The organism is Microbacterium yannicii (assembly GCF_024055635.1).
Lineage (GTDB): Bacteria > Actinomycetota > Actinomycetes > Actinomycetales > Microbacteriaceae > Microbacterium > Microbacterium yannicii.
Map to the genome: position 1 here is coordinate 17763 of NZ_JAMXMB010000003.1, position 26511 is coordinate 44273.

The window sequence follows — 26511 nt, forward strand, 5'->3', positions numbered from 1 at the left end:
TGTCGCATTTCTCGGTCTTCTGGTTGACTCTCACACTGTGTCAGGGCCGAACGTGGACTCCACCATGTACACCATCGGAGACTTCGCCGCGATCGGGCGGGTGAGCGTACGGATGCTGCGTCACTACGACGCGATCGGCATCCTGCCTCCCGCGCACGTCGACGATCGCACCGGCTACCGCCACTACGCCGACGCGCAGCTGGCCGACCTGCTGCGACTCGTCGAACTGCGCGAGCTCGGCTGCGGTCTCGATGTGATCGGCGATGTCCTGTCAGCTCCAGATCGATCCGCCGCCATGCGCGAGGCGCTGCAACAGCGTCGTGCTCAGCTCGAGGCCTCGATCGCTGCCGATCAGGACCGGCTCTCACACATCGACGAACGTCTCCGCGCCCTGGAAGGAAACGCCATGTCCGCTGTCGAATACCGTCCGATCGCCCCCGTCACCGTCTACGCCGTCGGCGGACGCGCACCGGGGATGGGACCCGAGAACGTCTCACCCGTGATCGGGCCGCTGCTGGAACGCCTCGATGGGGCGCTCGGTGCCGCAGGCCGTGCTCCGCGTGAGCCCGGCGTTTTCTGGTACGAGACCGTGCCGGACTCCGAGGAGCTCTCGGTGCACGTGAGCTTCACGGCCGACCCCGAGCCGGTCCCGGGCGAGGGATACCACGTGGTCGAACTGCCTCACATCCCGACGGCCGGCGTTCTCACGCACCACGGAGACATGCCGAGTATCGGCAGGTCGTGGATGACGCTGATGAGCCAGGTCGTCGAGGACGGCTACCGCATCGTGGGCCCCACACGCGAGGTCTACGTGGAGGCCGGCCCCGGGCTCGATCAGTCGGAGTGGGTCACGGATCTCATCGTCCCCGTCGAGAGGGCCTGAGAGTCCGCCGATCGAGGCTGACCTGACCCGTCGCCCCTCGCATCGACGGGTCAGGTCAGTTCGTGCAGCAGGAACGCGCCGAGAAAGCCGATCGTCGCCCACAGCCCGGTGAGGGCGTGCTGCTCGTCGAACGCCTCGGGGATCATCGTGTTGCACACCATGGCGAGCAGGCCGCCGGCGGCGATGGTCGTGATGAGCGCGATGAGGTTCGGCGGAGCCGACTGGAAGGCGACGTAGCCGACGACCGCCGCCACGACGGTGACAAGGGCGATTCCGACCCACAGCACCGCCACATAGCGACCGCTCCTGCCGCCGCGCTTGAGGGCGGCCGTCGATCCGAGCCCTTCGGGGATGTTGCTGATCGCGATGGCGGCCACGATGGGGATGCTGATCCCACCCTCGAGCACCGACAGACCCATCACGATGGACTCCGGGATGCCGTCGATCAGCGCACCGACGGCGATCACGACGCCCGCACTGCCGGCCGCCCCCGCCGCGCGCCGAGCCACGATGTTCGACGGCAGCTCGCCGGGGGCGGCATCCTGTCCGGTCGCGCTCGCCGAGGAGACCCGGGCCTTGCGCGGGCGGGAGATCAGCTGATCCGCGACGATGTAGAGGACCGCGCCGCCCAGGAAGCCGATCGTCGTCGGCACCAGCCCACCGTCCTCGGCGGCCTGCTCGACGAGTTCGAAGGCCAGCGTCGAGATCAGCACACCGGCGCCGAGCGCCATGATGCCTGCGACGACCCGCTGCGGGATCGCGATGAACCACGCGACGGCCGCGCCGAGCAGGAGTGTGCCCCCGCCGATGAGGCCGCTCAGCGCGGCGAGCCACACGTCGTTCATGGCGCCAACCTAGTGGCCGGGGTCGTCCAGCGCAGGAGGCGCGACGAGAGGTACGCCGGGGCGGCCGGGCGCTGGAGGCGTTTCGTCTCGCTCGCCGGCGCTCGCTCGCTCAACGACCGGAAGCGGAAGCGGCGAGGGCGAACCGCGGATGCGGAGAGCCCTGGCGGAACGCGCCCGCCGGGGCCGTGATCGCCTGTGCGCTCAGACGGTGGCGGCCGCCTCGCGCGCCCGCAGATCCTTGCGGAGGATCTTCCCGGCGGTCGACTTGGGGATCGCCTCGATGAACTCGACACGACGCACCTTCTTGTGCGGGGCGACCTGCTCCGCGACGAACGTCATGACCTCGTCCTCGGTGAGCCCGGAATCCGGCGCGGGCACGATGAAGGCCTTGGGAATCTCCTGCTTGTCGTCGTCGAGCACGCCGATGACCGCGGCATCCATCACCTTCGGATGACTCAGCAGCAGCGCCTCGAGCTCTGCCGGCGCGATCTGATAGCCCTTGTACTTGATGAGCTCCTTGACCCGGTCGACGATCGAGAAGTAACCGCCCTCGTGGTACACGGCGATGTCGCCGGTGTGGAGGAACCCGTCGGCATCGAGCGTCTCAGCTGTCGCCTCAGGCTGGTTCAGGTACCCCAGCATGACGTTCGGCCCGTTGATCCACAGCTCGCCCGGCTTCGTGACGCCGTCGGGGCCGACCTCGGTGATCTCTTCGCCCGTCTCGGTGTCGACGAGCTTGTTGAGAGTGTTCGGCAGCATCCCGCCGACGGAGCTGACCGGCTCGTCGTCGCGGCCGTAGTACATCGCGTGCGAGACGGGGCTCAACTCGCTCATGCCGTAGCCCTGCAGCATGCGGGCGTGGATCCGGCGGCCGGCGATCTCGGCAGTCTCGCCGTCCAGCGGTGCCGCCCCCGAGAACACCGTGTGCACGCTCGAGATGTCGAACTGGTCGACGATCGGGTGCTTGGCGAGAGCCACCGCGATCGGGGGAGCGATGTACAGGTAGGTGCACTGGTACTTCTGGATGTTCGTCAGGAACTCCACGAGGTCGAACTTCGGCATCGTGACGAGGCTCGCGCGCTTGCGCAGGGCGAGGTTCAGCAGCACCGTCATGCCGTAGATGTGGAAGAACGGCAGCACCGCGAGCACACGATCCGTCGGCTCGAGGTTCATGTTGGGCACGCACTGCGCCACGTTCGCGACGAGGTTGCGGTGCGAGAGCATCACGCCCTTCGGCACGCCGGTCGTGCCCGACGAGTAGGGCAGCACCGCGACGTGGGTCGCGGGGTCGAACGACACCTCCGGCGCCACGGCACCCTCGGAGAGCAGCTCCCGGAGATTCGGATGTCCGGCAGCCCCGTCGAGCACGATGACGCGGTCGTGCGGGATGCCGACGGCCTCGGCAGCGGTCGACGCCTGGGGGAGCAGCGGACTGACCGTGATGAGCCACGTCGCCCCGGCATCCCGCAGCTGCTTCTCGATCTCGCCGGCGGTGTAGAGCGAATTCACGGTCGTGACCGCCGCACCTGCCCGCAGAATGCCGTGGAAGACCGTCGCGAACGCCGGCACGTTGGGGCACAGCAGCCCGAGCACGGTGTCGACGCCCACGCCGCGTGCCGCGAGCGCCCCCGCGAACAGGTCGATCTGCCCGCGGAGAGCGCCGTAGGTCGTCTCGGCACCGGTGGCGGGATCGATGAGCGCGACCCGCCCCAGGTCCTCGTCGGTCAAGCTCGCGAAGAGGTAGTCGTAGATGCTCAGTTCGGGAATCTCGACATCGGGACGAGGGCTGGTGAACACCGGATCTCCTTTGATCGGGGTGGCGCGGATCTCTGATCGGGGTGGCGCGGACAACCGGTCGTCGCACCCTCGCGACGCCGTGCGACCATCATGCCACCCCGATCGCGGATCCTGGCACGCGATTCCGTCGACGGTGGAACGCAGTGTCACCGCTGCGCCGGGCCACTGCCTCGGCGGCGGCCGGACGTCACCGCCGTCAGTGGGCGAGCGCGGGCTGACGACCGCCGGCAGCGAGCCGCTCGGCCGCGAGACCCTCGGCGGCCTCCAGCGGGGTCACTCCGCGGGAGTCGGCGGTGTCGAAGATCCGGCGCACGGTGTCGCCGATCTGCGCGACCCGGTCCATGATCTCGGCGCGGGTGCCGAGCTGCTTCGCCTCGAGATCGAGGTAGATCACACCGCCCGCGTTCACGACGAAGTCGGGCGCGTACAGGATGCCGCGACCGGCGAGACGCTCGGCGCCGCTGTGGTCGGCCAGCGGGTTGTTCGCGGGTCCGCACACGGCCTTCGCGTCGAGCGCGTCGATGACCTCGTCGGTGAGGAGGCCGCCGATGCCGGCCGGCACGAACACGTCGGCGGGCGCCAGGTGCTCCTGGCCGGGGGTGACCCAGTCGGCGCCGAGTTCGGTGGCCAGATCGCGCTTGGCCGGGTTCACGTCGGTCACGGTCAGACGCGCGCCCTCCGCCGAGAGGCGGACCGCGAGGCGGCTGCCCACCTGGCCGAGACCCGAGATCGTGATGCGACGGCCGGCGACGTCGGCGGTGCCGGCGACACGCTCGAGGGTCGCGCGCAGGGCCTCGTAGACGCCGAGGCTCGTGGGGCCCGCGGGCTCGCCCGAGCCTCCGACGGCGTCGGGCAGCCCGACCACGTGCTCCGTGCGCTCGCTGACGACGAGCATGTCGTCGGTCGTCGAACCGACGTCCTCCGCGGTGCGGTACAGGCCGTGCAGGGATTCGACCGCGTCGCCGAGGTCCAGGAAGGCCGCGCGCCGGCGATCGGCGTCGAGCGTCGTGCCCGGGGGGAGGGCGATCACGGACTTGCCGCCGCCCGCGTCGAGGCCCGCGGCGGCGTTCTTGAGGGTCATCGCAGCCGACAGTCGCAGGGCGTCGCCGAGGGCGTCGCTCCAGTGGGCATACGTCCACAGCCGCGCGCCGCCGAGAGCCGAGCCCAGCGCGGACGAGTGCAGCGCGACGGTGAGGAACAGGCCGCTGCGCCGTCCGGTGATCACCTCCACCCGCTCGTGTGCGAAATCGGGCAGGGGCAGAGTGGGCACAGTGTGCGTCATCGCGATACTTCCTTCGGCGGGCCTCGTGGGCGGTGCGCTGCGGATGGCGCGGCGTTGCGGCATCCGTCTCCCATTGCACACCGGTTCGCCGGATTGTTCAAGCCTGGCGTCGGCGAGTGCGCAGATTGCGAGGCGTGGAGCGAGAAGTCTGCGCATGCGTCACCAGAGTGCGCGCGATCGATAGCATCGATGGATGCCGGACGCCTACACCCACGGTCATCATGAGAGCGTCCTGCGGTCGCACCGCTGGCGCACCGCCGAGAACTCCGCCGCCTACCTTCTGCCGCACCTGCGCCCCGGGCTCTCTGTGCTCGACGTGGGGAGCGGACCCGGCTCGATCACGGCGGATCTCGCCGCGCTGGTGGCGCCCGGTCGTGTGGTGGGGACGGATGCCTCGGCCGACGTGATCGCGCAGGCCTCCGCCGACCACGCAGCGCGCGGCCTCTCGTTCGAGGTCGGCGATGCGTACGCCCTGCCGTACGACGACGGCGAGTTCGACATCGTGCACGCCCACCAAGTGCTGCAGCACGTGGACCGGCCGGTCGACATGCTGCGCGAGCTCGGCAGGGTCGCCGGGCAGGAGGGGGTCGTGGCCGCGCGCGATGTCGACTACGAGGGCGTGATCTGGTACCCCCTGATTCCCGCGCTCGACGAATGGCTCACGCTCTACCTCACCACCCACCGCAGCGTCGCGGGCGAGCCCGCTGCCGGACGCCGGCTGAAGGCCTGGGCGCGGGAAGCCGGACTCGGCGACATCCGGGCCACCGCGTCGCTGTGGCTGTTCGAAGACGAGGGCGACCGGGCCTGGTGGGGCGGGATGTGGGCCGACCGCGTCCTGCAGTCGGCCTTCGCCGACTCGGCGCGCGCGACGGGCGCCGATGACGCGCAGCTGCAGCGCATCTCGGAGGCGTGGCGGGAGTGGGCCGCGGCCGAGGACGGCTGGCTGCTGATGCCGCACGGCGAGATCCTCGCGCACGGAACGAGTCAGGAGGCCGCCCGGTGACCACGCCCGCCTCGCTGCCCGCACGCAGCCGTCTCGTCCACGACGCCATCCGCGCCGCCGGAATCCGCGGCGACATCGTGGTGCTTCCGGATGCCGCCTCCACCGCCCCACTGGCGGCGGCGGCCCTCGGTGTCGAGGTGGGAGCCATCGCCAACAGCCTGGTCTTCTTCTGCGACGGCGCGCCGCTCCTCGTCATGACGAGCGGCGCCCACCGCGTCGACACCGCGGCGCTCGCCGAGCGACTCGATCTCGGCAAGATCCAGCGTGCGACACCCGAGCAGGTGCGCGAGGCCACCGGGCAGGCGATCGGCGGGGTCGCGCCCACGGGGCATCCGTCGGCGCTCCGCACCATTGTCGACGAAGACCTCGCCCGGTACCCCGAGATCTGGGCCGCCGGAGGCACTCCGCACACCGTCTTCCCGATGACGTTCGACGAGCTCGTGCGCCTCACGGGTGGGACGGTCGCCAAGGTCGACTGAGCGCGGACCAGCGGTCACTCCCGCAGGATCTCGCGACAGACGATCGCCGCGGCTGCCGACCAGGCCTGCGGGCGGCACGCCGCCGGGTAGGGGGTGGGCAGGGACGTCGCGGACGCCGGGTCGCCGGAGTGCAGTTCCGGCACCCGATAGCCGAACCCCTCGGCCGCCGCCAGCAGGCCGTCGACCACCTGACGCGCGCGATCCCAGAGTCCCGCACGCGCCATTCCGTGCGCGCAGATCGCGGTGTCGTGGGTCCACACGCTGCCGCCGTGGTATGACAGCGGCCAGTAGCCGGCGGCCGCCGTGGACATCGTGCGGATGCCGTAGCCGCTCGACATCGTTGGCCCGACCAGCAGCGACGCGACGTGGGCTTCGTCATCGGGGTCGAGCAGTCCCGTGCCGAGCAGGTGGCCGACGTTGCTCGTGAGGGTGTCGACCGGGCGCTTGTCGCGATCGAGGGCGACAGCCGGGTAACGGCCCTCCGGAGTCCGGACCCAGTACCTCTCGGCGAACCGGGCCCGCAGTCGCGCCGCCCAGGTGCGCAGATCATCGGGCGCGGGTGCCGCGAGGTCTCGGTCGAGGTCGTCGCCGAGCGCCTCGAGCAGGTCGGCCCCCGACATCGCCGCTTCGTACGCGTACGCCTGCACCTCGCAGAGCGCAATCGGCCCCTGGGCGAGTGTGCCGTCGCGCCACTGGATCGAGTCGCCCGAATCCTTCCAGCCCTGGTTCGCCAGTCCGCGGCCGGTGCGGTCGACGTAATCCAGGAAGCCGTCGCCGTCGCTGTCGCCGTGCTCCACGATCCATCGCAGGGCGCCGACGAGCGCGGGCAGCAGGTCGCGCACTTCGGGTTCCGGCATCCCGGCCCGCCACGCGTCCGCGAGGACGCAGACCCACAGCGGCGTCGAGTCGACGCTGCCGTAGTACAGCGGCGGCAGGACGATGCCCTCGCCCGGCATCTCGAGCGTGGTCGCACGCAGTTCGTGCAGGATCTTGCCGGGTTCCTGGGCGGTATCGGGGTCGTCTTCCGTTCCCTGCAGCCGGGCGAGCACCCGGAGAGTGGATGCCGCGATCCCCACGTCGACCGGCAGCGCCAGCCGGGCGGCCCAGAGGGCATCACGCCCGAACAGCGTGAAGAACCACGGCGTCCCGGCGGCGAAGAACTCGTCCCCTGGGTGAGCGGGAAGCGCCAGGCGCAGGGCGTCCAGGTCGCCGAGCGCCGTCTCGAGCCAGCGCGCGAGGCCGGGCTGGTCGGCGCGGACCTCCGCGGCGACGGCTGGCGGGGCCCACGGCGCGGGCCCCGACGCCTCGCGCACCACCAGTGCGTCGTCGTGGAGCTCCACCGACCACGCCACCTCGGTCCGACCGCCCGGGGCCACCTGCACCCGCCAGGTCGCGATGATGTCGTCGCCGGCTCGCTGGACTCGCGCATCCGTCGCCCGCAGGATGAAGCGCTGCGGTCCCGCCGAGACGGTGACCGCGGCATCCGGATCCTGCTCGATCTCGATCTGGACCGGGCGTGGACGGGAGATGCCGGCCTTCACATCGTGGAGCGGCGCGAACTCGGGACGAAGTCGCACCGAGAGCGTCGTCGTGATCGGCGCCGCCAGCCGTGACGCGATGGCCAGCCTCTCGCTGAGCCGCCCTGCTGCCACCCGTCGATCGCGCGTCAGCCGGACCTTGGGATCGGGCGTGGCGTCGTCGAGGCCGCGCAGCAGTCCACCGAACACGACCCGGTCCGCACCGTCGGGCGCCGCGGAGATCCATTCGATCGCCGAATCGTCACAGTTCAGCCCGATGGCGCGGATGTGTCGCACATCCCCGTGATAGACCCCGTCGATGGCGGCGTCACCGAACTCGCCGTTCGAGGCCGACCATGCCTGCGACGGTGCTCGGAAGACGATCGTCGCCTCGTTGAGCAGCGGCTGCAAGGGCTGCGGTGGAGTGGTGGACGAGGGGAGCGAGGCGGGACTCATTCCTTGACGGCTCCTTCGCTGGTGTTCATGATCCGTCGCTGGAAGATGAAGAACATCACGGCGACCGGGACGGTCATGACGAGCGCCGCTGCGAGCTTGATCGGATACTGGCTGCCCTGACTGAGCTGACCCGATGCCAGCGACGCGACGCCCTTGGTGAGGGTGGTCAGCTCGGGCGACTGGGTGGACACGATGAAGTGGGAGAGCTCGTTCCACGAGCCTTGGAACGACAGGATGATGATCGTGATGAGCGCCGGGCGCGCCATCGGGAGCACGACCGACCAGAAGATCCGGAACGTCCCTGCCCCGTCGATGCGCGCCTGCTCCTCCACGGACACCGGGATGGACTCGAAGAAGTTCTTCATGATGAACACGCCGGCGGCGTCCACCAGGAGCGGCAGGATCATTCCCGCGTAGGAGTCATAGATGCCCAGCTGGTTGATGACCAGGAACCGCGGGATGAGAAGCACCACGCTCGGCACCGCCATCACGGCGATGACTCCGGCGTACACGACGCCGCGGCCGCGGAAGTTGAGCCGAGCCAGGGCGTAGCCCGCAAGAGACACGAAGAACACGCGCCCGAGCGTCACGGCGATCGTCACGATCGTGGAGTTGCGGAACCAGACGGGGAAGTCGCTGCGGAGGAACAGGCGCTCGTACGCCGCCGTCGTCCACGTCTGTGGAAGGAGAGCCACGGGGTTGCTCGCCGCATCGGCATCGGTCTTGAAGGACGTCCCGATCTGCACCAGGAAGGGATAGATGTAGAACAGCGCGATCGCCACGAGCAGGACATAGAGGGCGATCTGCCATCCGATGCGGGCCGTCTTGCGACGGGCGTCGGACGGTGCCCGCGGCGCGAGCGTCTGCGCTCCCACCGGAGGGGCCGTGTCGATGGTCGTGCCCGTCATGGTCGGCCTCTCGTGTCGGCGGGATCGGGTGGACTCGGGACCTGATCGGCGGCGACGGTCGCCGGGGTGGCGGTCGCGGGGCGCGTGGGCAACTGGTACTGCCGCGCCCGTCGCCGTGACACGGGGCGCTCACGCAGCACCCAGCGCTGGAAGATCGTGAACAGCACGATGATCGCGAAGAGGATGAACGCGATGGCGGCGCCCTGCCCCCAGTTCTGGTCCAGGAATCCCGCGTCGTAGGACAGGTACGCCGGCGTCAGGGTCGTCTTGCCCGGCGCGCCCTGGGTGCCGGTGTAGATCTGGTCGAAGACCTGCCAGCAGCCGATCAGGCCGAGCGTCAGCACCGTGAACAGCGCCGGCTTCAGCTGTGGCAGGGTCACCCGCCAGAAGCGCTGCCAGGCGTTGGCTCCGTCGACCATCGCGGCCTCCTGGATCTCGGGTCCGATGTTCTGCAGGGCCGCGAGGAACAGGAGCATGAAGGTGCCGCTCGTCGTGAAGATGCCCATGAGGATGATCGCCGACATCGCGACGGACGGCCCGGCGAGCCAGTTCCACCACGACACGCCGAGGAAGTCGTTCTCGGTCAGGGCCGCCGGGCCATCGGTGATGCCCACCGCCGCCAGTGCGTTGTGGAGGATGCCGCTCGGGTCCGCCCACCAGTTCGGTCCATCGATGCCGATCGCGGCGAGGATCGCGTTGACGGGACCCGCCGCGTTGAAGAGGAACAGCCAGAGCACCATGATCGCCACGGTCGCCGTGACCGAGGGGAAGTAGAACGCCGTGCGGAAGAGCCCTCGACCGCGCAGGACTGCACCGTTGACCAGGACGGCGAGGAAGAGGGACAGCGCGGTCTGCAGCGGCACGACGAGGAGCACGTACCACGCGTTGTTGCGCATCGCCGTTCCGAAGTCGCGTGTCGCGAGGCCGTCGCCCGTCGTCACGGCCGCGTAGTTCTCCAGTCCCACGAAGCCGACGCCCGACGAGAATGGGCTTCCTCGGCCGGACCAGTCGGAGACGCTCACCCACAGCGCCATGAGCACCGGCACGAGCAGGAAGACGCCCAGGATGACGATGACGGGGAGGGTGAAGATCCACCCCGCGGCGGCCTCGCCGCGGCGGATCCCCGATCGGGGGCTCCGCGCGCGGCGAGGCGCGGTGGCGGTCGCGGTCATGGCCGGCTCAGCCGACGATCGCCTCGAGGTTCGACTGCACCGAGTCGAGGATCTGCTGGGGATCGCCGGTCTTCAGGCCCTCGAGCTGGGCATTGAAATCGGTGATGACGTCGGCGGTGCCGTCGTACGTCGGGATGCCCTGCGCGTAGTCCGCACCTGCGAGGAAGGCAGCGAGGTCGGGATTGTCGCTCGTCCACTGCTCTGCGGCGGACTCGATGGAGGGCATGACCCCGAACGCCTGGGAGAAGGCCAGCTGCTGCTCGGTGCTCGTCAGGTACTGCACGAGATCGAGCGCGGCCTGCTGGTTGGGGCTGTCGGCCGCCATGCCCCAGCAGTTGGTGTACTGCAGCGTACCCTTGCCCGCGGGCCCCTCGGGGAGCTCGGCGACCACATACTGCACGTCGGGGAAGTCATTGGTCATCGCCCCCGTGATCCAGTTGCCCTCGATGGTCATGGCTGTCAGCTGCTTGCCGAACGCCTCGCCGCCCCATCCCGCACCGACGTCGGAGGAATAGGCGAACGTGCCCGCCGCCATGTTGTCCTTCACGTAGGTGAGGGCGTCGACGTTCTCCTGGCTGCTGGCGATCGCCTCGCCGTCCTTCACCAGGCCCCCGCCCGTCTGCGCCATGAACGAGCCCACGCGCTGGTACTCGGGTCCGAAGCCGAGACCGACGACGCCGTCCTTCGTCAGGGTCTGAGCCACGGTCGCCAACTGGTCCCACGTGGTCGGGATGTCGGCGTCGGTCAGGCCGGCGGCATCCCACAGCCCCTTGTTGATGACGAGCGCGAGCGTGGAGAAGTCCTTCGGCGCACAGTAGAACTCGTCCTCGAACGTGAAGTTGTCCACGAGGGACGGGTAGAAGTCGTCCTTGTTCTCGAGCTGGTCGCCGTAGGCCACCAGCGAGCCGTTCCCCGCGTACCCGGCGAGCGCCTCGGTCGCGAGGTAGAACAGGTCGGGCGGATCACCCGCCGCGAAGCCCTGCGAGAGCTGCTGGGGAAGGTCGTTGGCGACCTGAACGCTGGCTTCGACCCCGGAATCCTTCGACCAGGCCGCGACGGCGTCCTCGACGGCTTGCGTCTCTGCGTCGCCTGACGTGCCGATGAGGACGGTGAGCGCATCGTCGCTCGAGGTGAGCTCACCTGAACCGGCGTCACCGCCGCCCCCGCCGTCATCGAATCCGGATCCGCAGGATGTCAGTGTCAGCGCGCCGGCTATCAGGAGCGCGCCCGCCCCGAGGAGGCCGCGTGGGGTGTGCCGTGTCATGAGTCTCTTCTCCTTCGATGAGTGCTTCGGGATCGGCGTCGATCGCGCATGGGCTGTCGAGCGGCGGTCGGACGCTCGCAATTTGAACGATCAAAGTTCGTTCGTGATGCCACGCTAGAAACTGTCGGCGGCGAGTGTCAAGGGGGTAGCGCGGTCGTAGGATAACGATTTGAACGATCCGATCCGGCGCCGATCGGGGAGGGGACGAGCATGGCGAGACCGCCCACTGTCGAAGACGTCGCGCTCGCCGCGGGCGTCTCGCGCCAGACGGTGTCCAACGTCATCAACAGCCCCGACATCGTCCGCGAGAGGACCCGGGAGCGCGTGCTGCAGGCGATCTCAGAACTCGGCTACCGCCCGCAGGTGGCGGCGCGGCGGCTACGCACGCGGCGCAGCTCGACCATCGGCATCCACCTCGACCCATATGCCGGCGGGATCTCGGGAGTCGTCCTCGACCGATTCGTCCACGCGCTGACCGAGCACGCCGGTGACCGCGGCATGCGCATCCAGCTCTACGCGGCGCGGTCCCCGACCGAGGAGATCGACCGCATGCGCGAGCTCACCGACGGCGGCGAGATCGACGCGGTGATCATCACCGGAACCTTCACAGGCGACCCGCGCACGCGGTGGCTGGTCGACCGGGGGATTCCCTTCGTGTCGTTCGGGCGCCCCTGGGGCGAGGACGACGTGGCGGCCCCCACCCACCTGTGGGTGGACGTCGACGGAGCGGCCGGCACCCGTGCGGCTACCGTCGAGGTGCTCGGGCGGGGAGGCTCACGCGTCGCCTTCCTGGGCTGGCCGGCCGGGTCGGGCACCGGCGACGAGCGGGAGCGGGGCTGGCGTGAGGCGATGGCGACCGCCGACGCCGACGGCCCACGGCTCGTGAGCGAGGAGGGCGTCGCCCGGGCCCGCGCTGTGGTGGACGCATTCCTCGCGGAGGGCGCAGGGGTCGACGGCATCGTGTGCGCGAGCGACGCCCTCGCGATCGGCGCGCATCTGGCAGCTGCCTCGGCGGGGATGGCCGACCTGCCCGTCATCGGATTCGACAACACCCCGGCCGCAGAGGCGATGGGGCTGAGCAGCGTCGAGCAGCTGCCGGAACGCGTCGCGGTGGGCGTACTGGAGCTTCTGATGGGGGCGTCGGGCAACGTCATCGCGCCTCGCACTCCGATCGCTGGGTCGGCGCACGTGCTGGTCGAACCTCAGCTCGTGCTGCGATAGGCCCGTGCCCGCGTCAGACGGGTCGGCTGCGCCCGATGCGCCGCTCGAGCTCGTCGGCAGCCGCGCGTGCCGCGGCGGAGAGGGCTGCTGAGATCTCCGCGTCGGGGCTGCCGGCGCTCGCCGACCACGTGAGTGCGACGGCGGCCGCCGGCCAGCCGGTATGGTCGCGCACGACCGCGCCGATCGAACGCATGCCGAGCGTGACCTCGCCGTCTTCGATCGCGTAGCCGCGATCGCGCACCTCGCGCAGCACCTCGCGCAGCTCGCCGGGCCGGCGAGGTCCTCGGCCGGTCCGGTCGGCGAAGGCCGCGGCATCCGGGAACAGCGCCCGCACCTGCTCACGGGGCAGTGCCGCGAGCATCGCCCGGCCCGTCGCCGTCAGGTGCGCGGGCAGGCGCACGCCGACGTCCGTCACGAGCGCCGGCCGTCGAGGCGCTCGCTCCTCGACGATGTAGAGCACGTCGCGTCCGTGCATCACGGCCAGATGGGCGCTCTCGCCCGCCCGGTCGACGAGATCGGCGAGCACGGGACGCCCGAGACGGGCCAGCGGCTCCTGACGCGAATATCCGCCGGCCAGTTCGAAGGCGGCGATGCCGAGGCCCCACCGGCGCTCTTCGGGCAGGTGCACGACGAACTGGTGCTCCTGCAGCGTGGTGAGCAGGTGGTACACCGTGGAGCGCGGGATGCCGAGCGCAGTCGCGATCGCCCGCGCCGGGGCGGGGCCGCGCTGGCGGGCCAGGAACGACAGGATCCGCAGCGTCTGGTCGGCGGCCGGAACCTGCGGCCGTGCGGGATCCGCGACGGGCGGGTCTGAGGAGAGGTCGGGGCTGTCTGGCATGACAGACACAGGATGCCACGACCCGGTGTCGCACGGCAGCCCGCCGGTGTGGAATCGGAGCATGAGCGCGAGTCTCGACAGCACCGTCACGCCACCATCCGCGAGCGACGTCCCCGCCGCCACCAGCAGTGCCGTCACTCTCGGTGGCGCGCCGCTCTCCCCGGCGGACGTCGTGGCCGTCGCCCGCGGCGGCGCACGCGTCATCGTCGCCCCCGAGACGCTGGCCCGGGTGGCGGCATCTCGCACGCTCGTCGAAGGGCTCGCCGACGACCCCGACCCGCACTACGGCATCTCGACCGGCTTCGGCGCGCTCGCCACGACGTTCATCGCCCCCGAGCGGCGCGTGCAGCTGCAGGCGAGCCTCATCCGCTCGCACGCCGCCGGCACCGGGCCCGAGGTGGAGCGCGAGGTCGTGCGCGCCCTCATGCTGCTGCGCCTGCAGACCCTCGCCACCGGCCACACCGGCGTGCGCCCTGTCGTCGTCGAGACCTACGCGGGCATGCTCAACGCGGGCATCACGCCGATCATCCGCGAGTACGGCTCGCTCGGCTGCTCGGGCGACCTCGCCCCGCTGTCGCACGTCGCGCTCGCCGCGATGGGTGAGGGGCGCGTCCGCAACGCTGACGGCGACGAGGTCGAGGCCGCCGACGCACTGGCCGCGGCATCCCTCGCGCCTCTTGTGCTACGCGAGAAGGAGGGGCTCGCGCTCATCAACGGCACCGACGGGATGCTCGGGATGCTGCTGCTCGCGCTGCACGACATCTCGCTGCTCCTCGACACCGCCGACGTCGCCGCGGCGATGTCCGTCGAATCGCAACTGGGCACCGACGCCGTGTTCGCCGCCGACCTGCAGGCCCTGCGCCCCCAGGTCGGGCAGGCGGTGTCGGCCGCGAACCTGCGTGCCGTGCTGGCGGGCTCGCCCATCGTGGCATCGCACCGCGACCCCGCCGTCTGCACACGCGTGCAGGACGCGTACTCGCTGCGCTGCTCGCCCCAGGTGCACGGCGCCGCACGCGACACCGCCGACCATGCGCGCATCATCGCGACGCGAGAGCTCGCCGCCGCGGTCGACAACCCGGTCATCACCGACGACGGCCGCGTCGAGTCCAACGGCAACTTCCACGGGGCGCCGGTGGCGTACGTGCTCGACTTCCTCGCGATCGCCGTTGCCGACGTCGCCTCGATCTCGGAGCGTCGCACCGACCGCGCGCTCGACCCCGCCCGCAGCAACGGCCTCCCGCCGTTCCTCGCGCACGAGGTGGGCGTCGACTCGGGCTTCATGATCGCCCAGTACGCGGCTGCGGGGATCGTCTCGGAGCTGAAGCGGCTCGCGGTCCCGGCATCCGTCGACTCCATCCCGTCATCGGCCATGCAGGAGGACCACGTGTCGATGGGGTGGGCCGCGGCCCGCAAGCTGCGCCGCGCCGTCGACGGGCTTTCGCGGGTGCTCGCCATCGAGGTGCTGACGGCCGCACGCGCCCTCGACCTGCGTACGCCGCTGCAGCCCGGTGCTGCCACCGGCGCGGTGCGCGACCTGGTGCGCACCGTCGCGGGCGGGCCCGGACCCGACCGGTTCCTGTCGCCGGAGATGGAGGCCGTGACCATGCTGGTCGCATCGGGAGCCGTCGCCCGGGCAGCCTTCCCGACCACCTCCTTCCCGACCACCGCCTTTCAGCCCAGCGCCGTTCAGCCCACCACGAAGGAGTGAGATGTCCGTCTCGACAGGTTCGACGACCGAAGTGAAGGCCCCCACTGTCCGCGCACCGCGCGGCCCGGAGCGCACCGCGAAGAGCTGGGGCGCCGAGGCCGCCAAGCGCATGCTCATGAACAATCTGGACCCCGAGGTCGCCGAGCACCCCGAGGATCTCGTCGTGTACGGCGGCACGGGCAAGGCCGCGCGCAGCTGGGCGGCGTTCGACGCGATCGTCCGCACGCTCGACGAGCTCGAGCCCGACGAGACGCTGCTGGTGCAGTCCGGCAAGCCGGTCGGAGTGTTCCGCACGCACGAGTGGGCGCCCCGTGTGCTGATCGCCAACTCCAATCTCGTCGGCGACTGGGCGACGTGGCCGGAGTTCCGTCGGCTCGAAGAGCTCGGTCTCACGATGTACGGCCAGATGACGGCCGGCTCGTGGATCTACATCGGCACTCAGGGCATCCTGCAGGGCACGTACGAGACGTTCGCGGCCGTCGCACGGTCGCTCGCCGAGAAGAAGGGGACGGATGCCGCGACCGCGAGCCTCGCGGGCACCCTGACGCTGACCGGCGGCGCCGGCGGGATGGGCGGCGCGCAGCCGCTGGCCGTGACGCTCAACGGGGGAGCGGTGCTCGTCGTCGACGTCGACGAGTCGCGCCTGGCGCGCCGGGTCGAGCACGGCTACCTCGACGAATACACGACCGACCTCGACGCCGCGCTCGCGCGGGTCGTCGCCGCGAAGGCGGCAGGGGAGGCGCTGTCCGTCGGCGTCGTCGGCAATGCGGCCGAGGTCTTCGGCGACGTCCTGCTCCGCCATCGCGCGGGGGAGGTCACCGTCGACATCGTCACCGACCAGACGAGCGCGCACGACCCGCTCGCGTATCTGCCGGTGGGGATCGCGTTCGAGGACTGGAAGGCCGAGGCGGCCCGCGATCCGGAGGCCTTCACCGCCCGCGCCCGCGGCAGCATGGCGAAGCACGTCGCCGCGATGGTCGGATTCCAGGATGCCGGCGCCGAGGTCTTCGACTACGGCAACTCGATCCGTGCCGAGGCGCAGCTCGGCGGCTTCGAGCGCGCCTTCGACTTCCCGGGCTTCGTGCCGGCGTACATCCGTCCGCAGTTCGCCGAGGGACGCGGCCCTTTCCGCTGGGTCGCGCTCTCGGGCGACCCGGAGGACATCCGCAAGACCGATGAGGCTGTGAAGGCGCTCTTCCCCGACAACGCCGGGCTCGTGCGGTGGCTCGACAAGGCGAGAGACGCCGTGCACTTCGAAGGGCTGCCGGCACGCATCTGCTGGCTCGGCTACCAGGAGCGGCACCTCGCCGGCCTGAAGTTCAACGAGATGGTGGCGTCGGGCGAGCTGTCGGCCCCCATCGTCATCGGTCGCGACCACCTCGACGCCGGCTCGGTCGCCAGTCCGTACCGCGAGACCGAGGCGATGGCCGACGGCTCCGACGCGATCGCCGACTGGCCGCTGCTCAACGCCCTGCTCAACACCGCGTCGGGCGCCGCCTGGGTGTCGATCCACCACGGCGGCGGTGTCGGCATCGGTCGCAGCATCCATGCCGGTCAGGTCACCGTCGCCGACGGAACGCCGCTCGCCGCCGAGAAGCTCGCCCGCGTGCTCACGAACGACCCGGGAACAGGCGTCATGCGCCACGTGGACGCCGGCTACGAGCGGGCCAAGGAGGTCGCGCGCGAGCGGGGGCTCCAGGTGCCCATGATCGATGCGTGACCTGACGGACGGACGGATGCCGTGACCACGACGCTGCTCACGAATATCGGCGAGCTCACCACGAACGTCGAGCAGGACGGCGACCCCTGCGGCACGCTGCACGATGCGGCGGTGCTGATCGAGGGGGACCGGATCGCCTGGGTGGGCGCCGGCGCTGACGCCGCCGCCGCGAACGCGAGCCACGACCGCGAGAGTGCATCTGGTGGACGAGGGTTAGGCAACCGCCCTACCTCTCGTCCACCAGGTGCACTCTCGCGGGAGATGGAGGTGGTCGACGCGGGCGGGCGTGCCGTCATCCCGGGATTCGTCGACAGCCACACGCACCTGGTGTTCGGCGGCGACCGCGCCGACGAGTTCGAGGCGCGCATGACGGGGACGCCGTATGCGGCCGGCGGCATACGGCGCACGGTGGCCGCGACGCGGGCGGCGACGGACGACGAGCTGCGTGCCCGGCTCGGCGGTTTCGTGGCGGAACTCCACCGCCAGGGGACCACGACCTTCGAGATCAAGACGGGCTACGGCCTCACCGTCGCCGACGAGGAGCGCCTGGCGCGACTGGCGGCCGAGGTCACACGGGAGGTGACCTTTCTCGGGGCCCACGTGGTGCCGGCCGAGTACGCCGAGCGGCGCCACGTCTACATCGACCTCGTGTGCGACGAGATGCTGCGCGCGTGTGCACCGCACAGCCGGTGGATCGACGTCTTCTGCGAGCGCGGCGCCTTCACGGCGGAGGAGGCGCGCCGGATCCTCGCCGCCGGCGTCGCGCACGGCCTCGAGCCGCGCGTGCACGGCAACCAGCTCGGCCCGGGCGAGGGGGTGCGCCTCGCGGTGGCGATGGGTGCGGCATCCGTCGACCACTGCACCTACCTCGATGACGAGGATGTGACCGCACTGGCCGGCTCGAACACGGTCGCGACCTTGCTGCCGGGTGTCGAGTTCTCGACGCGACAGCCCTACCCGGACGCGCGCCATCTGATCGACGCGGGAGTGACGGTCGCGCTGGCGAGCGACTGCAACCCCGGCTCGAGCTTCACGAGCTCGATGCCTCTCATGATCGCCCTCGCGGTGCGCGAGATGGGTATGACCCCCTCCGAGGCGGTCTGGGCCGCGACGGCCGGCGGTGCGCGGGCGCTGCGGCGCGACGACGTCGGAGCGCTCGCCCCCGGCATGCGCGCCGACCTCGTCCTGCTGGACGCGCCGACGCGTGTGCACCTCGCCTACCGCCCGGGCGTGCCGCTCGTGCACAGCGCGTGGATCGGCGGCGCCCCGAGCTGATCGACGGCGGCGTCAACTCCTCAAGAACCGCGCGCTGCGCGGCGCCGGAGACTCGTCGCCCGGCTGTGCGCCCGAATCTGAGGAGTTGCGGTCGAGGTGCCCCGTCAGTGCGGCGCGTCGAACGTCCAGGTGTCGGGGTCGACGGCGGTCGCGACGTCCCAGTCGTCCTGCGCCCACGTGAAGGTCGCGACGGCGCACGTCGGCATGTGCGCGATGCCGTCGCCTGAAAGGCGGGCGGCGAGGGTGCTCATCCCCGGGTCGTGTGCGACGACCATGACGGCCTGAGCACCGGTCGCCGCTGCCGCCTCGAGGATGCTCGACGCCGGAGCGCCGTACAGCTCACGGTCGCGCGAGACCGCGACGCCCAGTTCGGCGGCGAAGGCCTCGGCCGTCGTCCGGGCCCGCACGGCCGTGCTCGACAGGATGATGTCGGGACGGAACCCGCTCGCGGCCAGCCGCGCTGCCATGCGCGGCGCATCGCGCATGCCTCGGTCGTTCAGCGGGCGGTCGTGATCGTCGAGGCCGGGATCGCCCCAATCGGACTTCGCATGCCGCACCAGCACGAGACGGATCATGTGGTCACCTTTCGCGAGGCCTTTCCGGCGAGGAGCTCGAGAACGCAGAGGGCGGCCAGCCGCACGGTGCGGCCGTCCGGCGCATCCGCCGTCGCGTCGACCTCGGCGATGTCGGCGCTGTGCACGCGCGCGTCGGCGGCGACCGCCCGCACCAGCGCACGCAGCTCCCATGCCGCGAGACCGCCGGGAACGGATGCGGGGCACCCCGGCGCGACGGAGCGGTCGCAGACGTCGACGTCGATGTCCAGATGCACCGCGCCGCCACCGGCGCCGGCGATCTCCAGCGCCTCGGCGACCACGTCGGCCGCGCCGCGCCGGCGCACGTCGTCCATCGTCACCACCGTGATCCCGAGGTCGGCCGCACGCCGTGCGTACGCCACCGAGTTGGCGAAGTCGGCGATGCCGAGCTGCACGATGCGCCGCGGATCCAGGCCGTCCTCGACGAGCCGGCGCACCGGCGATCCGTTCGAGACCCCGTCCCTGAGGTCGAAGTGGGCGTCGATGGTGATGAGGCCGGCGGCCGACGCCCCCTGGGCGACCGCGTAGGTGATCGAGTTGTCGCCGCCGAGGGCGATGACCAGGTCCGCCCGCTCGCGCAGCTCCGCCACGGCGGTGCGGACGGATGCCTCGCCCGCCGGACCGTCGGGCTCGTCGACGTCGCCCGCATCCGCGATGCGCAGCGCCTCGGCGAGGTCCACGGGCGGCGGTCCGAGCAGCGTGGGGCTGTACCGGCGCAGGGCTTCGCGGATCGCGCCGGGCGTGGCATGGGCTCCCGTCGGGGAGAGCGACGTGCGGAACGCGAGAACACCGAGGACCGCGGCATCCCATCCGTCGTCGTCGATGGCCGGCCACGCGCCCGCGCGGGGCCAGAGGGGATCATGGGCGAGGGTCACGTCTCGACGCTACCGGCCCGTCACGCCGCGACGTAGACCCACGCGGAGCGACCGCTCGCCAGCACCACCGCGATACGGCGATAGAGCGCGACCTCGTACTCGTCGGAGGCGTCGAGCTCGTCCTCCGTCACCACGAGCGCCCTGCCGACGACCTTGTCGAGCGGGTTGCCGGTCTCGCGGACGATGGGGTGCACGGACAGTCCAGACAGGTCGACCACCCGTGTGTCATGGATCTCGGCGTAGTCGACGGTGTAGCCCGGCAGCGCATCGTCGTCGCTGTCGAGGAGGCGCCCGAAGGTGTCGAGCTGGACGTCGGGGTGCTGCAGCGTCCCGTAACTGAACAGGTACTCGAAGGGCTGATCGGGTGACACGGCATCAGGCGACACGGCATCAGGTTAACGCGGGGCCGCGCCGCGCTCCCGGCTCGTCACGCAGACTTAACACGCGGGATCGCGGATGTCCGATCACCCCAGCAGCGCATGCGCGATCGAGAAGATCGCGAGACCCGCCAGTGCCCCCACGATCGTGCCGTTGAGGCGGATGTACTGCAGGTCGCGTCCGACCATGAGCTCGATCTTCTCGGTCGTCTCGGCCGGGTCCCACCGTTCGACCGTGTCGGTGATGATCGATGCGATGTCATGCCGATAGCGGTCGACGAGGAAGACGGCGGCATCGGTGACCCAGGAGTCCACGCGCCGCTGGAGCGAGGCATCCGTCGTCAGCCGCCCGCCGATCTCGGCCAGCGCCTCCACCGCACGCCGCCGCAGCCCGCTCTCGGGATCGGCGAGGGAGCGCAGCAGGCCCGCCTTCGCCGTGGTCCACACCTCGCCGGCGAGCTCGCGCACGCGAGGGCTGTCGAAGACGGCGAGCTTCGCGTCCTCGAAGCGCCCGATCGTCGCGGGATCGTGCTGCAGGTTCGCGGCGAGGCGGTCGAGGTAGGCATCGATCGCGACGCGCGCCGGATGCCCTGGATCCGACCGCACCGCGGCCACGAACTTGACCGCCTCGTTGTACACGGTGTCGTCGACGAACCGGTGCGCGATCGACGGCACCCATCCGGGCAGGCGACGCGAGATGACCCCGCTGAAAGCCGCCTGATTCGCTGCCAGCCACGCCTCGATGCTGTCGGCCGCCAGATCGACGGCGCCGTGGTGGGCGCCCGCCTCGACGATGCGTCCGAGCCACTCGCCGAGCGGCGGACCCCACTCCGGTGTGATCAGGTGCTCGCGGGCCAGCTCCTCGATGACGTCGCGCACGTCGTCGTCGCTCAGCGCCTGCAGGACGCTGCCGGCCATGACGGATGCCTCGGCCGCGACCCGCTCGGCATGCGCGGGTGCGCTCAGCCATTCGCCGAGCCGGGCGGCGATCCTGGTCTGGTCGAGCTTGGTGCGCACGACGTCGGCCCGGAGGAACTCGGTCTCGACGAACTCGCCGAGCGTGCGGCCGATCTCGTCCTTGCGGCTCGGGATGATCGCGGTGTGCGGGATCGGGATGCCGAGCGGATGCCGGAACAGCGCCGTCACCGCGAACCAGTCCGCCAGCGCGCCGACCATGCCGCCCTCCGCCGCGGCGCGGACATACGCCAGCGCCGGGACGTCCTGCTCGAAGGCGAACGAGAACGCGAACAGCACCGCCATGAACACGAGCGCGCCGAGCGCGACGCCCTTCATCGCGCGCAGTGCGCGGCGGCGCTCCTGGTCGGCAGGACTGAGGAGGTGGGTCGGTGTGGGCGACATCGGGTCAGTCCTCGACGGGGCCGAGCCACGCCGTCGCGACGGTCGCGTGCGCGGACTCGGGATCGGACGGGTGGAAGAGGCCCGCGAGGACGTCACGGTAGAGTCGGTTCAGCTCGTTGCCGGAGAAGTACGACGAGCCGCCGGCGACGAGCATCGCGTCGTCGACGATGGACTTCGCCGCCGTCACCGCACGATGCTTGACGCCCGCGAGCAGCGAGAACCAGCGCGCGCCGTGGTCGGCCAGCTCATCGACGTCGCGTGCGAGCGCCTCGATCTGCGGCGGCAGGGCGTCGTACGCGAGCGCCATGCCGGCGATGCGCCAGCGGATATCGGGGTCCTGGCTGTACGCCTTCCCGGTGCGCTTCGAGGTGCGCTTGCCCGCGGTCGCCACGGCGAGGTCGAGAGCCCGCCGTGCGACGCCCGTGTACACGGACGCCAACAGCAGCTCGAAGACGCTGAAGATGCCGAACACGAGCGGATCGGGGTTCGGCCCCGGTGCGAGCCGGCGCACCACCCGGTCGGCCGGCGCGACGGCGTCGCGCAGCTCGGTGGTGCGAGACTGCGTGCCGCGCATGCCGAGGGTGTCCCAATCGTCGCGCACGACCACGCGCCCGACCTGCACCTCGGAGCGGGGCACGAACGCGTAGACCATGCGCGGCGCGTCCTCCGACGACGTGTCGAGGCCGTGCAGGCCCAGCTGCGTCCACACCGGTGCGAGGGAGGTGAAGATCTTGGTGCCCGTGAACGAGTACCCGCCGTCAGGCAGGGGGGCGGCATCCGTCCCGCTTCCGAACAGCACGAGGTCGTTCCCCGCCTCGCTGATGCCGAAGGCGAAGACCTCGCCCGCCACCGCGCCCTCCTGCACGAACCGCAGCGCGTCGATGCCGCGATCCGCGAGCGCCTTCGCGACGCCGGTCCACACCAGGTGCATGTTGACGGCGAGCGCGGTCGCCGGGGCCGCGCCCGCGAGGCGCTGCTGGAGGACGGATGCCTCGGCCAGGCCGAGCCCCGAGCCGCCCAGCTCGCGGGGCACGAGGATCGCCAGGTAGCCGGCATCCTTCAGGTCTGAGAGGTCCTGGTCGGGGAACGTGTTCTCGCGGTCGTGCACGGCCGCCCGTGCCCGGAAGCGCTCCAGCAGCTCGTCCGGAAGGATGTCGGCGGGTTCGAAAGGAGTCACTCCGCCATTCTTACGCCATGATGTGCGCATGGCGACGCTCTCAGAGGTGATGCAGACGCTCATCCCGGCAACGCAGCGACAGACGTCGGCGGAGGTCACCGAGGCCCTCGACCTCGGCTCGGGCGATCGGGTGGGCAAGCGCAGCGGATTCCTCATCATGCTGACCCTCGCGGGAATCATCGCGATCGCCGGCGTGCTCACGGACTCGACGGCGACGGTCATCGGCGCCATGATCATCGCGCCGCTCGGCACTCCGATCCTGGGGATCGGACTCGGCATCGTGCGAGGCCACCTCAGCCTCGTGGTCCGGTCGATCGCCTGGGTGCTGCTCGGCGTCGCCATCGTCATCGTGCTGGGGCTCGCGTTCTCGGTCTTCGTGGCCACGCCCGAGAGCCTCGAGACCAACTCGCAGGTGGTGGGCCGCACGTCGCCGAGCTTCATGGACCTGGTGGCGGCGCTGGCCACCGGCTTCGCCGGCGGCTTCGCGATGTGCCGCAAGGACCTGAGCGCAATCCTTCCCGGGGTCGCGATCGCGATCTCGCTCGTGCCGCCGCTCGGCGTGGTCGGCGTCTGCGCCGGACAGGGCCTCTGGGGCGACGCGCTCGGCGCCCTGTGGCTGTTCCTCTCCAACGTCGTCGCCCTCGTGATCGCGGGCAGCATCGTCTTCACCCTCGCCGGGTACGCCCGCGATCCGGGGTCCTCGCGTGTCGCCAATCGACGACGCGCCTACACGATCGTCACGGTGCTGGCCGTCATCATCACGATCCCCCTCGTCGTGAACTCGGTCGTCTCGGTGGCACTCGCCCGCTGGTCGGTCGGCATCCAGGACGCGACGACGGCGTGGCTGGCCGATGAGGAGGACGCCCGCGTCTACGGCGTGCAGTGGTCCGGCCGGACCGCGACGGTGGAGGTCACGACTGACGACGGGCAGACGCCGCCGATCGACGAGCTGCAGAAGTCGATCGCCGCGATGCTCCCGTCGTTCGTCGGCGTCGTCGTCGACGTGGGCCAGGGAGTCGAGATCCCGGTCCAGTAGTCGCGGGCGGTGGGGCTCTCGGGCCGGCGGCGTCAGCCGAGGGCGGCGTGCAGCGCCGCCATGGTCGCCTCCGGCTGGTCCCGGTGCGGCGAGTGGCCGGCGTCCGCGACCACCGACATCGAGAACAGCGGGTTCGCGGCGACGACGGACTCCGCGGGCTTGCCGCGGAAGATCGAGTACACGCGCGGATCGGACGCGATGACGTGGGTGGGGACGCTCACGCGGAGCGCGGCATCCGTCACATCCCAGTGCTGGTTCTGCGCGCTGGTCTGCTCGACCGCCCACCGGCTCGCCTGCCGCACCGACAGCACCTTCAGCTCGACGTCCTGCGGGTGCCAGTGCGGGTGCTCGGTGCGCACCGCCTGCTCGGTCGGATCCTCGAACGAGCGAGCCTGGCTGTCGCGGACGATCTCGCGATCGCGGTCGGTGAGCGCGATCGCCGGGTCGATCAGGACGAGCCGACGCGTCCACGTCGCATCCTCCGCCGCGGCGAGGACGGATGCCGCGCCGCCGAGGGAGTGCCCGATCACGAGGTCCCAGGGTCCGCCGTCCGCGCGGGTCGCCAGGACGTCGGCGCCGTAGGCGGCGAGCGTGTAGTCGAGAGCACGCGGAGCGCTGCCGTGTCCACGCAGATCGACGGCATCCGCTCTCCATCCGGCGTCCGCGAGGGCGACGCCGTAGCGCCACATCAGCGCGCCGATCGAGCCGACGCCGTGGATGAGCAGTGCGCGGCGCTCCGCGGAGGGCGAGCCCCAGGACAGACGGGGGAGGACGACGGGGGTCGGCATACGCCTAGCCTAGAAGCGCGGCCCCGGCCGTCTCGGCGCACGGCAGGATGGGAACGGGGGTTGGCATGATCTCGACGGAACTGGCAGTGGCGCTGCGCGCGGCGGGGCTGGTGTGGCATCCGCAGTCAGGCGACCGGTTCCAGCTCGACGAGCCCGAGTTCGAGGCCGACGTCTTCACCGTGAGCGAGATGACGATCGAGCCCCGCGAGTACTCCACCGGGCGCATCCTCGCGTTCAACGGCACGACGGAGTGGGCGCTGGATTCCGTCGCGCTCGAAGACGCGCTGTGGCTGCCGCACGAGCACCAGCTGCGCGAGCTGCTGCGGGGCGCCTTCCGAGGCCTGCGACGCCTGCCCGACACCCACGAGGTCGAGATCGTCGTCGGTGGCGAGCGTCGGGTGTTCGAGCATCCCGAACCGGCAGATGCCTATGCCCTCGCCGTGCTGGAGCTGCTGCGCCGGCTGGAGTGACGCGGCCGCGGTTCAGAGGGCTCCGGGTGCTCGGGGCGCTCAGTGGATGGTCGGCACCGGCTCGGTGTCGGGGATCGGGCTCGCGCCCCGCACGCGCAGGTCGGGCAGGCCGCGCGCGAACACGGTCGCGACGAGGAGGCCGAGGGCGCAGAACGCCGCCGCCGCTGCATAGGCGGCGGTCACGCCGCCCGGCCCGTCGATGAGGAGGCCTGCCACAGCCGACCCGGCGGCAGCGCCGATGAGCTGACCGGTGCCGACCCAGCCGAAGGCTTCCGCCGTGTCGCTGAACTTGACGCTGGCAGTGGTCACCGCCGAGAGCACGGCGAGAGCCGGGGCGATGCCGATGCCGGCCACGAACAGCGTGCCGCCGATCCACCACACATTGATCCACAGCGCGGTCAGGGCCAGCCCGATCGCCACGACTGTCAGCCGCCGCGCCAACGCCCACCGCCCCATCGGCAGGTGGCCGAAGGCGAACCCGCCGGCGAGGCTGCCGATCGAGAAGACGGCGAGCACGAGGCCGGCTTCGAGGCCGCCGTGGTCGAACGTCGCCACCACGCTCGCCTCGACCGCGGCGAACGAGCCGATGATGAGGAAGCCGACCACCGTCGCAAGCAGGATGGGCGGGCGGGTCAGCACCGTGCCGAAGGAGCGCTTGCTGCGCGGGATGCGCACGCGCCCGACCTCGGGGGAGAGGATGAACCACGCGCCGCCTCCCACCAGGAACACCACCACCAGCACGAGACCCGCGACGGTGCCGGCCTGCGTCGCGACGAAGGTGATGAGCACCGGGGCGAGGATCCAGATGACCTCCTGCAGGGAGGCGTCGAGAGAGTACAGCGCGGTGAGCTGCGTGGAGTTGACCATCTTGGCGTAGATCGTGCGCACCGCCGCGACGATCGGCGGCGTCGAGGCGCCGGCGATGAACCCGAGGACGATGAACACCGGCACGGGCACGACGAAGAAGGCGATGGCCAGCAGAGACGCCGCCGAGACGGCGGTCGTGAGGGTCAGCACGCGACGCATGCCCCAGCGACCCATCCAGCGGCTGGTGACCGGTCCGGCGAGAGCCTGGCCGATCGACACGGCTGCCAGGACGATGCCGGCCGCGCCGTAGGACCCCGTGATCCCCTCGATGTGCAGCAGGATGACGAGGCTGATCATCCCGTTCGGGAAGCGCGCGGTCAGCTGCGCCGCAATGATGCGAGCGACCCCGGGGGTGCGCAGAAGATCCCGGTAGCCGGCCACCCGTCAACGTTACGTCACCGGCGGTCGCCTCCCGGGTCGTCGCGCACGGGCGGAACACGACATCGCTGCGACACGCCCACGACACGCCGGGCCATCTCTCCACAGGCGGATCCGATGTCGGACCCCGCATCTAGCGTCGTGCCTGTGGACGGATGCGGCCGTGGCGTCCGAAACCCCCGTGATCCTGGACTTTTCCGAACCCCTCGGGCTGTGGATGAAT

General features: G+C 71.0%; 24 protein-coding genes. 9 read left to right on the forward strand and 15 right to left on the reverse strand.

Features of this window, described 5'->3' with window-relative positions; genetic code table 11:
• The first annotated feature begins 52 nt into the window (after positions 1 to 52).
• A complete protein-coding gene (locus NCG93_RS00385; RefSeq protein ID WP_252787391.1) occupies positions 53 to 883 on the forward strand; it encodes a MerR family transcriptional regulator in 831 nt (276 codons plus the stop codon).
• A gap of 50 nt (positions 884 to 933) precedes the next feature.
• On the opposite strand, the gene NCG93_RS00390 is transcribed toward NCG93_RS00385, so the two are convergent.
• The 3 genes from NCG93_RS00390 to NCG93_RS00400 form a co-directional block, all read right to left on the reverse strand.
• The gene (locus NCG93_RS00390) at positions 934 to 1728 is read right to left on the reverse strand and encodes a ZIP family metal transporter (protein ID WP_194413469.1); all 795 of its coding nucleotides are present in this window, start codon (positions 1726 to 1728) and stop codon (positions 934 to 936) included.
• Between the two features lie 201 nt (positions 1729 to 1929).
• On the reverse strand, positions 1930 to 3525 hold the full coding sequence (locus NCG93_RS00395; protein WP_194413470.1) for an AMP-binding protein: 1596 nt from the start codon (positions 3523 to 3525) through the stop codon (positions 1930 to 1932).
• Positions 3526 to 3721: 196 nt separating this feature from the next.
• The gene (locus NCG93_RS00400) at positions 3722 to 4807 is read right to left on the reverse strand and encodes a Glu/Leu/Phe/Val dehydrogenase family protein (protein ID WP_194413471.1); all 1086 of its coding nucleotides are present in this window, start codon (positions 4805 to 4807) and stop codon (positions 3722 to 3724) included.
• A gap of 193 nt (positions 4808 to 5000) precedes the next feature.
• Between NCG93_RS00400 and NCG93_RS00405 the strand changes: the two genes are divergently transcribed.
• Entirely contained in the window at positions 5001 to 5810 is an 810-nt protein-coding gene (locus NCG93_RS00405; protein ID WP_194413472.1) for a methyltransferase domain-containing protein, read from the forward strand.
• Positions 5807 to 6289: a YbaK/EbsC family protein gene (locus tag NCG93_RS00410; protein WP_194413473.1), complete on the forward strand. Its 483-nt coding sequence runs from the start codon at positions 5807 to 5809 to the stop codon at positions 6287 to 6289. Before NCG93_RS00405 ends, NCG93_RS00410 begins: the two co-directional genes overlap by 4 nt.
• A gap of 14 nt (positions 6290 to 6303) precedes the next feature.
• Here the strand turns inward: NCG93_RS00410 and NCG93_RS00415 are convergent, their stop codons facing one another.
• From NCG93_RS00415 to NCG93_RS00430, 4 genes are read right to left on the reverse strand one after another with little or no spacing between them, the layout of a single operon-like run.
• Entirely contained in the window at positions 6304 to 8262 is a 1959-nt protein-coding gene (locus tag NCG93_RS00415; protein WP_194413474.1) for a glycogen debranching N-terminal domain-containing protein, read from the reverse strand.
• A complete protein-coding gene (locus tag NCG93_RS00420; protein ID WP_194413475.1) occupies positions 8259 to 9170 on the reverse strand; it encodes a carbohydrate ABC transporter permease in 912 nt (303 codons plus the stop codon). The genes NCG93_RS00415 and NCG93_RS00420 overlap by 4 nt, the downstream gene beginning before the upstream one ends.
• A complete protein-coding gene (locus NCG93_RS00425) occupies positions 9167 to 10342 on the reverse strand; it encodes a carbohydrate ABC transporter permease (RefSeq protein ID WP_194413476.1) in 1176 nt (391 codons plus the stop codon). The genes NCG93_RS00420 and NCG93_RS00425 overlap by 4 nt, the downstream gene beginning before the upstream one ends.
• 7 nt (positions 10343 to 10349) lie before the next feature.
• Entirely contained in the window at positions 10350 to 11606 is a 1257-nt protein-coding gene (locus tag NCG93_RS00430; RefSeq protein WP_194413477.1) for a sugar ABC transporter substrate-binding protein, read from the reverse strand.
• 210 nt (positions 11607 to 11816) lie between these two features.
• Here NCG93_RS00430 and NCG93_RS00435 point away from each other — a divergent pair, with 210 nt between their 5' ends.
• Positions 11817 to 12827, forward strand: coding sequence for a LacI family DNA-binding transcriptional regulator (locus NCG93_RS00435; RefSeq protein ID WP_194413478.1), 1011 nt, complete (start codon positions 11817 to 11819; stop codon positions 12825 to 12827).
• Between the two features lie 13 nt (positions 12828 to 12840).
• Here the strand turns inward: NCG93_RS00435 and NCG93_RS00440 are convergent, their stop codons facing one another.
• Positions 12841 to 13665 (reverse strand): IclR family transcriptional regulator, encoded by an 825-nt coding sequence (locus tag NCG93_RS00440; protein WP_241741612.1) that lies wholly within the window; start codon positions 13663 to 13665, stop codon positions 12841 to 12843.
• Positions 13666 to 13726: 61 nt separating this feature from the next.
• Between NCG93_RS00440 and hutH the strand changes: the two genes are divergently transcribed.
• The 3 genes from hutH to hutI are packed head-to-tail and all read left to right on the forward strand — an operon-like array spanning position 13727 to position 18368.
• Complete coding sequence (gene hutH / locus NCG93_RS00445; protein ID WP_194413480.1) at positions 13727 to 15373, forward strand: histidine ammonia-lyase; 1647 nt, start codon at positions 13727 to 13729, stop codon at positions 15371 to 15373.
• A 1-nt stretch (position 15374) separates the two neighbouring features.
• Positions 15375 to 17093, forward strand: coding sequence for a urocanate hydratase (gene hutU, locus NCG93_RS00450; protein WP_194413481.1), 1719 nt, complete (start codon positions 15375 to 15377; stop codon positions 17091 to 17093).
• 21 nt (positions 17094 to 17114) lie between these two features.
• A complete protein-coding gene (gene hutI / locus NCG93_RS00455) occupies positions 17115 to 18368 on the forward strand; it encodes an imidazolonepropionase (RefSeq protein WP_194413482.1) in 1254 nt (417 codons plus the stop codon).
• A 104-nt stretch (positions 18369 to 18472) separates the two neighbouring features.
• Here hutI and NCG93_RS00460 read toward each other — a convergent pair whose 3' ends face one another.
• The 5 genes from NCG93_RS00460 to NCG93_RS00480 all read right to left on the reverse strand — a co-directional run bounded on the left by NCG93_RS00460 (position 18473) and on the right by NCG93_RS00480 (position 22749).
• The gene (locus NCG93_RS00460) at positions 18473 to 18943 is read right to left on the reverse strand and encodes a SixA phosphatase family protein (protein WP_194413483.1); all 471 of its coding nucleotides are present in this window, start codon (positions 18941 to 18943) and stop codon (positions 18473 to 18475) included.
• Positions 18940 to 19836 carry an agmatinase family protein gene (locus NCG93_RS00465; protein ID WP_194413484.1) on the reverse strand — a complete coding sequence of 299 codons (897 nt, stop codon included), beginning with the start codon at positions 19834 to 19836 and terminating at the stop codon, positions 18940 to 18942. Before NCG93_RS00465 ends, NCG93_RS00460 begins: the two co-directional genes overlap by 4 nt.
• Positions 19837 to 19856: 20 nt before the next feature.
• Positions 19857 to 20222: a gamma-glutamylcyclotransferase family protein gene (locus NCG93_RS00470; RefSeq protein ID WP_252787392.1), complete on the reverse strand. Its 366-nt coding sequence runs from the start codon at positions 20220 to 20222 to the stop codon at positions 19857 to 19859.
• Between the two features lie 78 nt (positions 20223 to 20300).
• Entirely contained in the window at positions 20301 to 21572 is a 1272-nt protein-coding gene (locus NCG93_RS00475) for a DUF445 domain-containing protein (protein WP_194413485.1), read from the reverse strand.
• Between the two features lie 4 nt (positions 21573 to 21576).
• Positions 21577 to 22749 (reverse strand): acyl-CoA dehydrogenase family protein, encoded by a 1173-nt coding sequence (locus NCG93_RS00480; RefSeq protein WP_252787393.1) that lies wholly within the window; start codon positions 22747 to 22749, stop codon positions 21577 to 21579.
• A gap of 28 nt (positions 22750 to 22777) precedes the next feature.
• Here NCG93_RS00480 and NCG93_RS00485 point away from each other — a divergent pair, with 28 nt between their 5' ends.
• On the forward strand, positions 22778 to 23785 hold the full coding sequence (locus NCG93_RS00485) for a TIGR00341 family protein (RefSeq protein ID WP_194413487.1): 1008 nt from the start codon (positions 22778 to 22780) through the stop codon (positions 23783 to 23785).
• A gap of 32 nt (positions 23786 to 23817) precedes the next feature.
• Here NCG93_RS00485 and NCG93_RS00490 read toward each other — a convergent pair whose 3' ends face one another.
• Positions 23818 to 24573, reverse strand: a complete 756-nt coding sequence (locus NCG93_RS00490) for an alpha/beta fold hydrolase (protein WP_194413488.1) — start codon at positions 24571 to 24573, stop codon at positions 23818 to 23820.
• Between the two features lie 65 nt (positions 24574 to 24638).
• Here NCG93_RS00490 and NCG93_RS00495 point away from each other — a divergent pair, with 65 nt between their 5' ends.
• Positions 24639 to 25043: a pilus assembly protein CpaE gene (locus NCG93_RS00495; RefSeq protein WP_194413489.1), complete on the forward strand. Its 405-nt coding sequence runs from the start codon at positions 24639 to 24641 to the stop codon at positions 25041 to 25043.
• Between the two features lie 39 nt (positions 25044 to 25082).
• Here the strand turns inward: NCG93_RS00495 and NCG93_RS00500 are convergent, their stop codons facing one another.
• Complete coding sequence (locus NCG93_RS00500) at positions 25083 to 26291, reverse strand: MFS transporter (RefSeq protein WP_194413490.1); 1209 nt, start codon at positions 26289 to 26291, stop codon at positions 25083 to 25085.
• Positions 26292 to 26511: the final 220 nt, after the last annotated feature.